The sequence below is a fragment of the Archaeoglobaceae archaeon genome, assembly GCA_038734275.1.
In the GTDB taxonomy this organism is placed as follows: Archaea; Halobacteriota; Archaeoglobi; order Archaeoglobales; family Archaeoglobaceae; genus WYZ-LMO2.
In genome coordinates, this window is the sequence record JAVYOO010000004.1 from 65098 (window position 1) to 77657 (window position 12560).

Below are 12560 nucleotides of genomic sequence, written 5' to 3' on the forward strand. Positions count from 1 at the left end.
AATTTATCTTTAAAAACTTCAACTTAATGTGTGAAACTTCCGCCTTCGATGAGGAGTAGAAAAAGATATATTGCCTTCAGAGTTATAAATAAAGGAAGAGTGGACGATAGGGCGATACTGGAAGCGATGGTGAAAAATCTCATCACATTGTTTGGTGAAACCTCTACAGTGGAGTGTGGCTTAAAGCTTGAAGAATTCGACGGGGAGAAGGGAATAGTGAGGTGCAATCTCGAGGCATTGGATAGGGTTATGATAGCCCTGACGCTAATAGATAAGGTAGGAGAAGAAAATATAGCCTTGCTGACTCTTGGAGTAAGTGGAACTTTAAAGGGTTGCAGAAAGAAGTTGGGGGTGTTAGTATGAATCTTCCACAAATGGGATATGATCGAGCCATAACGGTCTTCAGCCCAGATGGGAGGCTGTTTCAGGTAGAGTATGCCAGAGAAGCGGTAAAGCGAGGAGCAACTGCAGTTGGAATTAAAGTTAAAGAGGGAGTAATTCTCGTTGCAGACAAGAGAGTTGGAAGCAGATTATTAGAGGCAGATACAATAGAAAAGATTTACAAAATTGATGATCACATCTGTGCTGCAACCTCTGGACTGGTAGCGGATGCAAGAATCCTGATCGACAGAGCAAGGGTTGAAGCTCAAATTAATCGTCTCACTTATGAGGAGCCTATAACTGTTAAGGAACTTGCAAAGAAAATATGTGATTTCAAGCAGCAGTTTACGCAGTATGGCGGAGTTAGACCATTCGGAGTATCTCTCCTGATTGCCGGCGTTGATAAAGTTCCAAAGTTATACGAAACAGACCCAAGCGGTGCATTGCTTGAATATAAGGCAACAGCAATTGGAATGGGTAGAAATGTGGTTGTGGAATTCTTTGAGAAAGAATATCGTGAGGATTTAAGCTTCGAAGAAGCCTTGATTTTGGCCCTTGTTGCTATAGGCAAAAGCATCGAGAGCGAGCTAAATCCAGAAGACGTAGAAGTTGGCTACGTAAAAACAGACGAGAAACTTTACAGAGAAATGGGGGTTGAAGAGCTTAGAAAATACGTTCAAAAGGCCAACGAGAGGATTAAAGAAGAGTTGAAGAAGTAGTATGGTTTCTCTCGAAAAAGCTGTAATAGCAAGAATAAGGAAAGGAGGAAATGATTACGAGGTTCTTGTAGATCCCTATCTTGCCAGAGATCTGAAGGAAGGCAAAGAGGTTGATTTTGAAGAACTTCTCGCAGTGGAGGAGGTTTTCAAGAACTCGAGGAAAGGAGAGAGAGCATCAACTGAAGAACTACAGAAAGTATTTGGGACAACTAATCCGAGAGAAATAGCGAAGATCATAATCCTCGAAGGAGAAGTTCAGATAACTGCTGAACAGAGAAAAGAGATGCTTGAAGCTAAAAAGAAGCAAATAATCACCTTTATAAGCAGAAATGCAATCGATCCAAGAACCAATGCTCCACATCCGCCTGCAAGAATCGAGCGAGCTCTTGAAGAGGCGAGGGTTCATGTTGACATCTTTAAGTCTGTAGAAGCACAGATAAAAGATATAGTTAAAGCTTTGAAGCCCATTCTGCCTTTGAAGTTTGAAGAAATGGAAATAGCCATAAAAATACCACCAGAATACACGGGAAAGGCCATTTCGGCACTTTATAATTTTGGAGGCGTAACAAAGGAAGAATGGCAGAAAGATGGTAGCTGGATCTGTGTTATGAGGATCCCTTCGGGAATGTATGGAGAGCTCATGGACCTTTTAGGTCGTATAAGCAAGGGCGAGGCATTAACAAAGATCCTGAGGAGGATAGGATGAGAAAAATAGTTCTTCCAGGTGACTTGATATCGACAAATCCAAAGTTAGCAGGACATGGAACTTATGTAGAGGGGGATAAAGTTTATGCGAGAATTATCGGTCTTTACGAGCAAACTGATAACTCTATAAGGGTTATACCCCTAAAGGGCCGATATAATCCTTCTGCAGGAGACACGATAATTGGAATTGTGAGAGAAGTTATTGCCAATGGATGGAATGTGGATATAAACTCCCCTTATCAGGCATTTTTGCCTTTAAGCGAGAATCCTGACACCAAGCCGGGCAAAAAGCCAAATGAGGTGCTTGATATCGGTGATGCGATAATTGCCAAAGTGATGAGTATAGATCCGAGAATGAGGGTAACCATTACGATGAAGGACAAGGTCTGCAGAGCCATAAGATTTGGAAGAATAGTAGCCATAAACCCGGCAAGGGTTCCGAGAGTTATTGGTAAGAAAGGTAGCATGATCAAGCTGATAAAAACCGAGCTTGACGTTCAAATAGTTGTGGGTCAAAATGGTTTGATCTGGCTCAATGGAGACAGGAAAAAGGTAGCCATTGCTGAGGAAGTGGTATATCTGATCGAAAAAGAAGCCCATACAGAGGGGCTTACAGATAGAGTTGGTGAATTTATAAGGAGGAGAAAAAATGTCCAAACCGGATAAATTTATTATTGATGGAAAAAGACTTGATGGCAGACTTCCTGATCAGCTAAGACCGATAAAGATTGAAGTAGATGTTCTAAAGAGAGCGGATGGTTCATGCTACATAGAAATGGGAAAGAATAAAGTTGTTGCGGCAGTTTATGGTCCAAGAGAAGCATTTCCAAGGCACATTCAGGACCCAAGCAGGGTTGTAGTGCGATATCGCTATAATATGGCTCCGTTCAGCGTTGAAGAGCGCAAACGTCCGGGACCAGATAGAAGAAGTATAGAAATTTCAAAGGTTAGCAAAGAAGCATTCGAAGCTGTGATAATGAAGGAACTATTTCCAAGGAGCGTTGTAGACATTTTCGTTGAGGTTTTGCAAGCGGATGCTGGAAGCAGAACAGCATGCATAAATGCGGCAAGTGTTGCACTCGTAGACGCTGGAATACCAATGAAAGGCATGCTCACATCTGTTGCGGTGGCAAAAGTTGATGGAGTGCTTGTTTTAGACCCAATGAAAGAAGAAGATAACTTTGGCGAGGCAGACATGCCTTTTGCCTTTCTAATTCGTGGTGGAAAGATAGAGTCAATTGCTTTACTACAGATGGACGGTAGAATGACAAGGGATGAGATCAAGGAAGCAATTAAATTGGCAAAAAAGGGAGCAATGGAGATATACAATCTCCAGAGGGAAGCTATAATGAAACAATTTGTTGAGGAGGAGGAAGAGAATGCCTGAAGACATTCTTGTAGACATAAAAAAAGACTACGTTCTCTCAAAGCTCAGAGAAGGAGAAAGAATTGATGGAAGAAAGTTTGATGAGTTCAGAAAGGTAGAGATAAAGACTGGAGTGATTGAAAAAGCAGAAGGATCTGCACTTGTGAAGCTCGGCAATACCCAGGTTGTTGTTGGAATCAAAATGCAACCTGGCGAGCCTTTTCCCGATACTCCTGATAAGGGAATTATAATTGTAAATGCAGAGCTTGTCCCACTCGCATCTCCAACTTTCGAGCCTGGGCCACCAGATGAGACTTCTATAGAACTCGCAAGAGTGGTGGATCGTGGGATTAGAGAGAGTGAAGCAGTTGACTTGTCAAAATTGTGCATTGAATCCGGAAAAAAAGTCTGGATAGTCTTTGTTGACATTCATGCGCTTGATGATGATGGCAATTTGCTTGACGCGTCAGCAATTGCATCTATATCTGCTCTCATGACTTCAAAGGTTCCTGCAAGCAGATTTGGATTAGGAGAAGACTATGAGTTGCCTATTAATGATCTTCCAGTTTCTGTAACTTCTCTAATTGTCGGAGATAGGTTTTTAGTTGATCCTTCCAGAGATGAACTCAGTGTCGGCAACACAACTCTAACGGTGAGTGTGGATCGAAATGATAATATTGTTGCGATGCAGAAAAGCGGGGACTATCTGCTAAGTGAAAACCTGCTCGACGAAATAGTCGAAACGAGTATAAAAGTTGCGAAAAAGTTGAGAGAGGAGATACAGAAGCAAATTTCAAAGCCCAGATAGTATTTCTTCGATCCTTCTAATTTCTTCTTCAATCTTTTGAATTGCTGAGCTTGTATCGAGAAATTGCAATTCGCTCTGACATCTCGGGCACGTAAAGTTTAACGAAATTGCATCATCGTAGCTAACTTTTACACACATGTTTGGGCAGATATAGTAAATCGCGTTTCTTTCGGCTTCAAGCTTTCTTAAAAGTTTCTCTTTCGTCTTCTCAAGTTCTCTTCTAAGCACAACCCGCGCCTTATCGTAATTAAGGCGCCAGTAATACTCCATCCAGCCAGTCTCGTCATCTTTCTTTCTTCGATACTCTGCAAGTCCAAGTTCATACATTGCAAAAAGAGCTTTTCTGATTTCATTGATCTCTATTCCGAGTTCCAACGCAAGCTGGTCATCGGTGAATTCATCTTTTATACCCAAGGAATATAAAATTGCTCCTATCTCTCCTGCAACTCTTGAGACGAGTTCGCCAATCAACTCTTCCCCTTTTGTTAGGGCTTTCACAACAATACTATTATCTTTTCGATTATTTTAAACTTGCGTGTCAAACTATCTTTTCACTGGCACCAAGTTTAAATACAAACCAGCGGTTCTTAAAGCATGCAAGAAGTTCCACTTCCGGAAATCAACATAGGCCTTGTTGGTCATGTTGATCACGGTAAAACAACCCTTGTAGCGGCACTGAGTGGTGTTTGGACTGACAGACATAGTGAAGAAAAAAAGAGGGGAATTTCAATAAAGCTTGGATATGCAGATGCCACATTTAGAAAATGCCCCGAATGTAATGAACCAGAGGCTTTTACAACTGAACCCATATGCCCGATTCACAATGTGGAGACGGAGATACTGCGAACTGTTAGCTTTGTTGACAGTCCCGGGCATGAGATGTTGATGGCAACGATGCTCAGCGGTGCGGCGATCATGGATGGAGCGGTTCTGGTGATTGCTGCCAACGAAAAGTGTCCAAGGCCACAGACAAGAGAGCATTTATCTGCGCTTGAGATAATTGGAGTAAAGAGAATAGTAATAGCCCAGAATAAGATTGACATTGTCCCAAAGGAGAGAGTTCTTGAGAGTTATCGAGAAATAAAGGAATTTGTTAAGGGGACGATTGCTGAAAATGCTCCAATAGTCCCTGTTTCTGCACAACAAAAAGTCAACATCGATGCTTTAATACAAAAAATTGAAAAAACCATTCCAACCCCTCCAAGGGATCTGAAAGCGCCACCTTTGATGCAGATAGCAAGAAGTTTTGATGTGAACAAACCAAAGACGAAGCCCGAGGAAATGGTTGGTGGGGTTGTTGGTGGAAGTCTCATGAGGGGAAGGTTAAGGGTAGGAGACGAAGTTGAGATTCGACCGGGAGTAAAAAAGGATAAGGGCTGGGAACCAATTATTACGACTGTTGAGAGTATTATGGCATCTGGTAGGCAGATTGAAGAGGCAAGGCCTGGTGGGTTAATTGGCGTAGCGACAAAGCTCGATCCATTTCTTACCAAAGCAGATGCCATGGTTGGTAATGTCCTCGGCCATCCAAATGAGCTACCACCAGTCTTAAAGGAGTTCACGATGGAATCTCAGCTTTTTAAAACAGTTGTAGGTGTTGAAGACAACCTGGAAGTGGATAAAATAAAGACAAATGAACCCCTAATGCTGGCTATAGGCACTGCAATCACTCTTGGGGATGTGAAATCCGTGAGGGAGCAGGTTGTAGAAGTATCTCTGCGAAGACCCGTTTGCGCTGAGCAGGGTTGGAGAGTTGCGATAAGCAGAAGGGTTGGGGGGAGATGGAGGCTGATAGGATCTGGAGTGATCGTGTAATCTTTGACACGAACGCCTTGATTTATGCAGTTCAAAATAAACTTGATTTTTCCAATTTTAAGCTCATAGTGCCAACAACGGTTTTGAACGAGCTTAAAAAGCTTGAAAAGAAGCTTTCAGGCGAAGAAAGGACAGCGGTTCGGATAGCTTTGAAGTTAATTGAAAAAGCTGAAATCGTTGAGAGTGCTCAGGGAGATGAGGGGATTCTTGAAGTAGCAAAAAAACTTGGTTGTGGTATCATTACAAACGACAAAGAGCTAAGAAGGAAAGCTGAGAAGTTAGGATTGGCTGTAGGCTATATCAAGCTTGGAAAAATAGTTTTTTGATATCAGACTTGACGAATGAGCTATAAGCAAAGCATACGTCTCTAAAGATCATTTTTACCATATAAAAAGTCTCTTTTGGATTAGAGAGCTAAAAAGACTTTAGCTAAGGATCTCGAAGCTCAACAACACCTCCGATCACGATAACTGCTGGTGGTGAAACGCCGAGCGATTTAACTTTTTCAGCGATGTCCTTAAGCTTGCCAACAATCACCCTCTCATCAGGCGAAAAACCTTTTTCTATGACCGCAACAGGAGTTTCTGGATCCTTTCCGTTCTCAATTAGAGCACTGCAGATCTTTTCAATATTCGAAAGTCCCATTAAGACTACAATAGTTGCATTCAGCTGGGCCAATGCCTTCCAGTTTAGCCTTTCTCTGCTCTCCTGACCCGTAATAAAAACGACTGCAGGATCGTAATTTCTGTGAGTCAGCGGAATCCCGACTTTTCCCGGGACAGCAATAGCGGAGCTTATTCCCGGGACGTATTCAAAAGCAACACCATTCTTTTTCAAAAATTCCGCCTCTTCTCCGCCCCTACCGAAGACGAATGGATCTCCGCCTTTAAGTCGAACAACAGTTTTACCCGCTTTGGCGTATTCGAGAAGCATTTTGTTTATTTCCTCTTGCTCAAATTTATGGGCTCCTCTTCTTTTTCCAACGCTTATTAGCTCTGCTTTGGTTTCTTGCAGAATTTCAGCAACTTCTCCAATGAGATCATCGTATAAGATCACATCCGCTTGCTTTATTACTTCAAGAGCTCTCAAGGTTAGCAGATCTTTACTTCCAGGCCCAGCACCGACAAGGTAAACCTTACCAGCCACTTTTTATCCTCCTCGCTATTTCCAAAGCATTCTCTAAAGCGGAGTCTTTTGGAATTTTATCCTCGATTCTTATATATTTTCCAGAGAGAACTTCGCAAACCACTCTAACTTTGCTACCAAGAACTTCTGAGTAAACTCCAAATGGCACTGCACAGCCAAAGCCAAGTTCTTGGGCAATTTTTCTCTCAACCTGTGCGCAAAGCCATGTGTCTTGATCGTTTAAAAAAGAAACAAGCTCATCTTCGCCCTCTCGCGTGGCGATCGCTATTATTCCCTGATTTGGTGGAGGAACTATAAGATCTGGAGGGAAGCGCTGGTAATCGACTTTCAAGCCCAATCTCTGGATTCCCGCTTCTGCAACAATTATAGCATCATAAACCCCTTCTTTAAGCTTTCTTATTCTCGTATCAAGATTACCGCGTAGATTCTCAAAAACAAGGTCATTTCTGAGCCTTGAAAATTGAGCCCGCCTTCTTAGGCTTGAAGTTCCAATTTTCGCTCCGCTCTCGAGCTCTTCCAACTTTTTGCCGTTTGCAATAAGAGCATCGCATGGGCTATCTCTTTTAAGCACTGCTGAGATCCTTGTGCCTTCAACTCTCTCGCTTGGCACATCTTTGTAGCTGTGCACTGCCAGATCGATCTCTTTCCTTGCAAGAGCCAGATCTATAGCTCTTACAAATGCTCCCATGCCCTTGAACTCGTGCAGTGGGCGATCCTTCATTATGTCTCCTGCGGTCTTTATGATCCTGATCTCGACTTCATAACCCTCTTTTTCCAATTTTTCAGCCACGATCTTTGTTTGGGCCAGAGCAAGCTTGCTACCTCTCGTCCCAATTCTCAACTTCATAGTGCTTCGCCAATTGCCTCGATTGTTCTTTGTATATCTTCATCGCTGTGTGCAAGGCTCATAAAGCATGTTTCAAACTGTGAGGGTGGCAAAAAGACTCCATTTTCAAGCAATTTCCAGAAGAACTTCATATATGCTTCTTTGTCAAGCTTTAGAGCTTCACTGTAATCCCTTGGAGTTTTTCCAAAGTATAGACAGAACATCGATGCGATCTGTGCAATTTCCACATTCGCATTTTTATCGCTCAGCAGATCCCGAATTCCACTGCAGAGCTTTTTAGCCTTCTCGGAGACTTTTTCAACAACTCTTTCTCTCTCAAGGATTTTAATCGTTGTATAGCCCGCCAATAAGCTCATGGGATTTCCACTAAAGGTTCCTGCCTGATAAACGTTGCCCACAGGAGCAATTTTTTCCATGATCTCTCTGCGCCCTCCATAGATCCCGATTGGAAATCCACCACCAGCAATTTTGCCCAACGTTGTTAAATCAGGCTTTATTCCATAGCATTCCTGTGCTCCACCCATTGCAAGCCTGAAGCCCGTTATGATCTCATCAAAGATCAGCAGGACGTCGTTTTCCTTTGTGATTTTCCTAACCTCCTTTAAGTAATCCCCTTCCGGAATTATTAGAGCAGAGTTGCCCATAACTGGCTCCATTATAACGCAGGCAACGTCTTTGTTCTTTTCAAGCACTTCAGAGAGCTTTTCAGCATCATTGAATGGCACTTGCAAAGTGTTCTTAACAAAGTCTTTTGGAACCCCTGCAGAGTTTGGAACACCAAACGTCGTCGCTCCGCTACCCGCTTTAACAAGAACAGCTTCATGCGATCCGTGAAAGCTGCCCTCGATCTTTACAATTTTTTCCTTTCCGCTAAAACCTCTTGCAAGCCTTAAAGCGGACATCGTTGCCTCGCTTCCCGTATTAACAAATCTGAGCATCTCTATTGAGGGGTAAAATTTCTTTATGAGCTTTGCATACCTTACTTCAAGTTCTATGGGTGTTCCATAAAGCCAGCCCTTATCAAGCTGTTCTTTTAAAGCCTCCTTTACTTCAGCATTTGCATGCCCTAAAATCAAAGCTCCGTAGGCTAAGCAGTAGTCTATAAACTCGTTTCCATCAACGTCGATGAGCTTTGAACCCTTAGCTTCATACACGTAGAACGGATGCGGCTTAAAAGCTCTAACTGGACTGCTAACACCGCCCGGCATGAGTTTAATTGCCTCCTCGTATAGTTCCCTTGACTTTTTCAGTTGCATAGAAAAGCCTCTCGCAACGATATAAAATTCTTGATCCTTGGTAGGGCAAAGCTTAAATTTAAGCAAAAAAATGAATTGTAGAGTGGCTATGAGAAAGCTTCGAGCATTATTGGTTCTCTTGCTAATCGCATTGGCTTTGGCAATTCTTGTTTCATCAATCTTGCAAAGCGAAAGCCCGAGGCTTTATAGCTATCGGGTGGTAAAAATCTACCCCCACGATCCGAATGCCTTCACTCGGGGGCTTGTATATGAGGATGGCTACTTATATGAAAGCACTGGATTATACGGCTTTTCAACGCTACGCAAAGTAGAATTGGAAACTGGAAAGGTAGTTCAACTTCGAGAGCTTCCGCCGAATTGTTTTGGTGAGGGAATAGCGATTATCGGCGACAGAATTATTCAGCTGACTTGGCGAGAACATGGAGCCTTTATTTACGACAAAAACACCTTTGAAGTTATAGGTGAATTCAGCTATTCAACGGAAGGCTGGGGATTGACCTTTGATGGGCAAAGACTGATTATGAGCGATGGATCAGCAAGTCTCTACTTTCTCGATCCGAAAACATTTCAGATCGTCGCAAAGGTTGAAGTTCACGATGAAAAACCAGTTAGCAGGCTTAACGAACTTGAATTCGTCGAAGGCTTAATCTATGCCAACGTCTGGATGGAAGACAGAATAGCAATTATTGAGCCAGAAACGGGAAAAGTAATTGGTTGGATCGATTTGAGTGGGATTTATAAAGATAAGAGGGACATAAACGACGTGCTAAATGGCATAGCTTACGATGCTGAAAGTAAAAGGCTTTTTGTAACTGGAAAGCGATGGTCTAAGCTATTTGAGATTGAGCTCGTTCCTTTAGGACAAAAATAAAAATATAGTCAGCTTATCAGAGCACCAAACTTTCTTGCAAGACCGATTTTTTTGATTTTTAGCTTTCCAGAAAGCATCAATCTGAGCTGTTTTAACAAACCCGAAGTTGAGAGGAGTGTTAAAGTTTCGTAATCCGATACCGAGATCAAAGCAAAATCTTTTTGCGGTTTTTCATCTGTAACCTTGATAGCATCGTTCAAAAATTCAACCGTTGCACTAACTCCCATATCTCTAATCTCTAAAAATATCGTTCCACGCAACTTTTTGGCGATTTCAGCTTTTTTTGGATTCTCCTTTAGTTTTTGTTCTATTAATTGACCAACTATGTTCGCAAACCCCTCTTCCGGATAACTGACTGAGACCATATATATCACACTCAACATCAATTTATAAGCTTTATTGGTTTTAAACAGTAAAATTTTAAACCATAAAATACAAAGGCGGACATGCTCAGCAAATTCAAGCCGAAAGTCACAGAAAAACTCGCTCCCGTTGGCGAATTCATTGGAAAAAGGCTAACACCAAATCAGCTAACTTTCATTGGCCTAATTCTCGGTCTTTTTGCATTCATATCGATATTTTATGGTATTATAATTCTCGGAGCGATCTTTGTTCTTCTCAGCGGAGTTTTCGATCTGCTTGATGGGCTTGTCGCAAGAACTCAGAGAATGGCAACTAATTTTGGCGGTTTCCTTGACTCGGTATTTGACAGATACGTCGATGTGCTGATCTTCATAGCTCTCGGCTTATACGGCATCGATTGGCTGATCGTTGCCATTGCGATGAGCGGTGCACTGCTTGTCAGCTACACGAGAGCGAGGGCGGAGAAGTTTCTGGATAAATGCGATGTCGGCATCGCTGAAAGAGGGGAGAGAATGATCATTCTATTCATTGCAATGGTTTCTGGCTACATATACTGGGGTATTTTAGTCATCGCAGTGCTAAGCCACCTTACAGCGGTGCAAAGGATTATTTACACCTATCAGAGATCAAAGCTCAGTCATTGAGCGCTTCGGTGTTTAAAGGGGCAAAAGAATCTGGGCTTATAACGAGATCAAGCACAAATGGCTTGTCGCTTTCGAGCATCGCTTTTATTCCCTCATCGATTTCACTGTCTTTCTCTACCCTAATCCCCCCTGCCCCGAAAATCTCTGCTAATTTAGCAAAGTCAGGATTGCTATGTAGCGTTCCATAAATTCTTCCTTCTTTCTGGAATTTTTGCCTGAAGTAAAGCACTCTGTAGCTGTTATCGTTTACAACAACAACCTTAACCGCAATTTTTTCTCTAACCACAGTTTCAAGGTCTTGGATCGTCATCATAAACTCTCCGTCGCCCAAAACAGCGATGGACTCATAACCCAGCAGTCTTGCTGTCATCGCCGCTGGCAATCCAAATCCCATGGCGCCATGATTTGTTGCAGCGAGATAGCTTCTCGGGAATTTTGCCTTAAGATAATTCTGAGCGTATAGCACATGCATACCCTGCCCAGCACAAACAACTGCTTTTTCGAGTTTTTCATTCAATTTCTTGAAGAAAAGATTCGGATTTGCAAACCCCTCATACCGCATTTCACATAGTTGATCTAAAAAAGCGTCCCATGTTTTTTTCCAGCCATTAATTTCTTCTATCCAGCTTTTATCTACCCTATAATCTAACTTTTTAGCAAGTCTCTTAGCAAAATCGATCGCATCGCTGTAGCTTATCAGAGAATAATTAAGCTTATTGCCAGCCTCTCTGTCAAGCGTTACTGCAATAATGTCTCCTTTAGGCATCATTCTGTAGCTATAAGTTGTGATGTCTGAAAGCTGGCATCCAAGGCAGATAACGCAATCAGAGTTCTTCAAAGCTCTGTCCGCATGCAAACTTCCACCACCGAATCCAACTCTTCCAAAGCAAAGCTCATGTTCTTCGCTTATTGCTCCTCTGCCGTTGCCAGTTGTGATAACTGGAATTCCAGTTTTTTCAACAAGCTCAAGCAAAGCTTTGCTGCCCTCGGGGCTGTTTAATCCGTAGCCAGCAACGATCAGTGGTCTCGAGGACTTCTTTATGATCTCAACCGCCTTTTGGATTTCTTCCTCGCTTGCCTTTCTTCTCGAAACCCTCATTACGGGCGTAGCATAGGAACAGCTTTCACTCCACAGATCCTCTGGAACTTCAACGTAAACGGGACCACATTCGCTAAGAGCAGTTGAAAAGGCTTTTTCAATCGTTTCAATAGCTTTGCTTGGATCTTCGATCCTGAAACAGCCTACTGTGATAGGCTTCATTACTTCGAACTGATTAGCTTCGAGCATCGAATTCTTTCCTTTCAGCGCTCTGCTAACACTGCCAGCGATTAAAACCATTGGAGAACCATCTTTGTATGCGTTTGCAACGCTTATTGCTGAATTAAGGGTCCCGGGGGACGCATGGGCAACTGCAACCCCAGGAAAACCAGTAAGTCGCCCTTCAGCATCTGCCATTGATGCAGAGACTTGTTCGTGTCTGCAGGAGATATATCTGATCTGCTTAAAATCATAAAGTGCATCGATGAAGTCAATCAGAGACGTTCCAATTATCCCGTAAACTCTACGAACACCAAGGTCGCAGAGAGCATTTGCAATTGCCTTTGCGACATCCATAAATTTAGTGAAACTCTAAATTAT

Annotated in this window: 16 protein-coding genes; 10 read left to right on the forward strand and 6 right to left on the reverse strand. The window is 42.5% G+C overall.

Going from position 1 to position 12560, the window contains the following annotated elements; genetic code table 11:
- Positions 1 to 30 precede the first annotated feature (30 nt).
- From QXI54_05825 to rrp42, 6 genes are read left to right on the forward strand one after another with little or no spacing between them, the layout of a single operon-like run.
- Positions 31 to 363, forward strand: coding sequence for an Rpp14/Pop5 family protein (locus tag QXI54_05825; GenBank protein ID MEM0302669.1), 333 nt, complete (start codon positions 31 to 33; stop codon positions 361 to 363).
- A complete protein-coding gene (gene psmA, locus QXI54_05830; protein MEM0302670.1) occupies positions 360 to 1100 on the forward strand; it encodes an archaeal proteasome endopeptidase complex subunit alpha in 741 nt (246 codons plus the stop codon). Before QXI54_05825 ends, psmA begins: the two co-directional genes overlap by 4 nt.
- A gap of 1 nt (position 1101) precedes the next feature.
- A complete protein-coding gene (locus QXI54_05835) occupies positions 1102 to 1806 on the forward strand; it encodes a ribosome assembly factor SBDS (GenBank protein ID MEM0302671.1) in 705 nt (234 codons plus the stop codon).
- Positions 1803 to 2471 carry an exosome complex RNA-binding protein Rrp4 gene (gene rrp4, locus QXI54_05840; protein ID MEM0302672.1) on the forward strand — a complete coding sequence of 223 codons (669 nt, stop codon included), beginning with the start codon at positions 1803 to 1805 and terminating at the stop codon, positions 2469 to 2471. The genes QXI54_05835 and rrp4 overlap by 4 nt, the downstream gene beginning before the upstream one ends.
- The gene (gene rrp41 / locus QXI54_05845) at positions 2455 to 3192 is read left to right on the forward strand and encodes an exosome complex exonuclease Rrp41 (GenBank protein ID MEM0302673.1); all 738 of its coding nucleotides are present in this window, start codon (positions 2455 to 2457) and stop codon (positions 3190 to 3192) included. The genes rrp4 and rrp41 overlap by 17 nt, the downstream gene beginning before the upstream one ends.
- Complete coding sequence (gene rrp42, locus QXI54_05850; protein ID MEM0302674.1) at positions 3185 to 3979, forward strand: exosome complex protein Rrp42; 795 nt, start codon at positions 3185 to 3187, stop codon at positions 3977 to 3979. Before rrp41 ends, rrp42 begins: the two co-directional genes overlap by 8 nt.
- Here rrp42 and tfe read toward each other — a convergent pair.
- Positions 3965 to 4477, reverse strand: a complete 513-nt coding sequence (tfe, locus tag QXI54_05855) for a transcription factor E (protein ID MEM0302675.1) — start codon at positions 4475 to 4477, stop codon at positions 3965 to 3967. The genes rrp42 and tfe overlap by 15 nt on opposite strands.
- 96 nt (positions 4478 to 4573) lie before the next feature.
- Between tfe and QXI54_05860 the strand changes: the two genes are divergently transcribed.
- Both QXI54_05860 and QXI54_05865 read left to right on the forward strand, forming a co-directional pair.
- Positions 4574 to 5794, forward strand: coding sequence for a translation initiation factor IF-2 subunit gamma (locus QXI54_05860; protein ID MEM0302676.1), 1221 nt, complete (start codon positions 4574 to 4576; stop codon positions 5792 to 5794).
- Entirely contained in the window at positions 5761 to 6120 is a 360-nt protein-coding gene (locus QXI54_05865) for a PIN domain-containing protein (protein MEM0302677.1), read from the forward strand. The genes QXI54_05860 and QXI54_05865 overlap by 34 nt, the downstream gene beginning before the upstream one ends.
- A gap of 103 nt (positions 6121 to 6223) precedes the next feature.
- Here the strand turns inward: QXI54_05865 and cobA are convergent, their stop codons facing one another.
- Genes cobA through hemL form a run of 3 tightly spaced genes read right to left on the reverse strand, consistent with a single transcriptional unit; the run spans position 6224 to position 9043 of the window.
- Positions 6224 to 6940, reverse strand: coding sequence for a uroporphyrinogen-III C-methyltransferase (gene cobA, locus QXI54_05870; GenBank protein MEM0302678.1), 717 nt, complete (start codon positions 6938 to 6940; stop codon positions 6224 to 6226).
- A complete protein-coding gene (gene hemC, locus QXI54_05875) occupies positions 6930 to 7787 on the reverse strand; it encodes a hydroxymethylbilane synthase (protein MEM0302679.1) in 858 nt (285 codons plus the stop codon). Before hemC ends, cobA begins: the two co-directional genes overlap by 11 nt.
- The gene (hemL, locus tag QXI54_05880; protein ID MEM0302680.1) at positions 7784 to 9043 is read right to left on the reverse strand and encodes a glutamate-1-semialdehyde 2,1-aminomutase; all 1260 of its coding nucleotides are present in this window, start codon (positions 9041 to 9043) and stop codon (positions 7784 to 7786) included. Before hemL ends, hemC begins: the two co-directional genes overlap by 4 nt.
- An 88-nt stretch (positions 9044 to 9131) precedes the next feature.
- Here hemL and QXI54_05885 point away from each other — a divergent pair, with 88 nt between their 5' ends.
- A complete protein-coding gene (locus tag QXI54_05885; GenBank protein MEM0302681.1) occupies positions 9132 to 9914 on the forward strand; it encodes a glutaminyl-peptide cyclotransferase in 783 nt (260 codons plus the stop codon).
- A gap of 8 nt (positions 9915 to 9922) precedes the next feature.
- Here the strand turns inward: QXI54_05885 and QXI54_05890 are convergent, their stop codons facing one another.
- Positions 9923 to 10279 (reverse strand): SCP2 sterol-binding domain-containing protein, encoded by a 357-nt coding sequence (locus tag QXI54_05890; GenBank protein MEM0302682.1) that lies wholly within the window; start codon positions 10277 to 10279, stop codon positions 9923 to 9925.
- A gap of 81 nt (positions 10280 to 10360) precedes the next feature.
- On the opposite strand from QXI54_05890, the gene QXI54_05895 reads away from it, so the two are divergent.
- Entirely contained in the window at positions 10361 to 10921 is a 561-nt protein-coding gene (locus QXI54_05895; protein ID MEM0302683.1) for a CDP-alcohol phosphatidyltransferase family protein, read from the forward strand.
- Here the strand turns inward: QXI54_05895 and QXI54_05900 are convergent.
- Positions 10911 to 12536 carry a thiamine pyrophosphate-binding protein gene (locus QXI54_05900; GenBank protein ID MEM0302684.1) on the reverse strand — a complete coding sequence of 542 codons (1626 nt, stop codon included), beginning with the start codon at positions 12534 to 12536 and terminating at the stop codon, positions 10911 to 10913. The genes QXI54_05895 and QXI54_05900 overlap by 11 nt on opposite strands.
- Positions 12537 to 12560: the final 24 nt, after the last annotated feature.

Excerpts from the sequence above, each read along its gene's own strand:
- QXI54_05860 (MEM0302676.1), top strand. The coding sequence starts at position 4,574 with ATGCAAGAAGTTCCACTTCCGGAAATCAACATAGGCCTTGTTGGTCAT.
- psmA (MEM0302670.1), top strand. The coding sequence starts at position 360 with ATGAATCTTCCACAAATGGGATATGATCGAGCCATAACGGTCTTCAGC.
- QXI54_05865 (MEM0302677.1), top strand. The coding sequence starts at position 5,761 with ATGGAGGCTGATAGGATCTGGAGTGATCGTGTAATCTTTGACACGAAC.
- QXI54_05895 (MEM0302683.1), top strand. The coding sequence starts at position 10,361 with ATGCTCAGCAAATTCAAGCCGAAAGTCACAGAAAAACTCGCTCCCGTT.
- QXI54_05885 (MEM0302681.1), top strand. The coding sequence starts at position 9,132 with ATGAGAAAGCTTCGAGCATTATTGGTTCTCTTGCTAATCGCATTGGCT.
- hemC (MEM0302679.1), bottom strand. The coding sequence starts at position 7,787 with ATGAAGTTGAGAATTGGGACGAGAGGTAGCAAGCTTGCTCTGGCCCAA.
- rrp41 (MEM0302673.1), top strand. The coding sequence starts at position 2,455 with ATGTCCAAACCGGATAAATTTATTATTGATGGAAAAAGACTTGATGGC.
- QXI54_05835 (MEM0302671.1), top strand. The coding sequence starts at position 1,102 with ATGGTTTCTCTCGAAAAAGCTGTAATAGCAAGAATAAGGAAAGGAGGA.
- QXI54_05900 (MEM0302684.1), bottom strand. The coding sequence starts at position 12,536 with ATGGATGTCGCAAAGGCAATTGCAAATGCTCTCTGCGACCTTGGTGTT.
- rrp4 (MEM0302672.1), top strand. The coding sequence starts at position 1,803 with ATGAGAAAAATAGTTCTTCCAGGTGACTTGATATCGACAAATCCAAAG.
- rrp42 (MEM0302674.1), top strand. The coding sequence starts at position 3,185 with ATGCCTGAAGACATTCTTGTAGACATAAAAAAAGACTACGTTCTCTCA.
- QXI54_05890 (MEM0302682.1), bottom strand. The coding sequence starts at position 10,279 with ATGGTCTCAGTCAGTTATCCGGAAGAGGGGTTTGCGAACATAGTTGGT.
- hemL (MEM0302680.1), bottom strand. The coding sequence starts at position 9,043 with ATGCAACTGAAAAAGTCAAGGGAACTATACGAGGAGGCAATTAAACTC.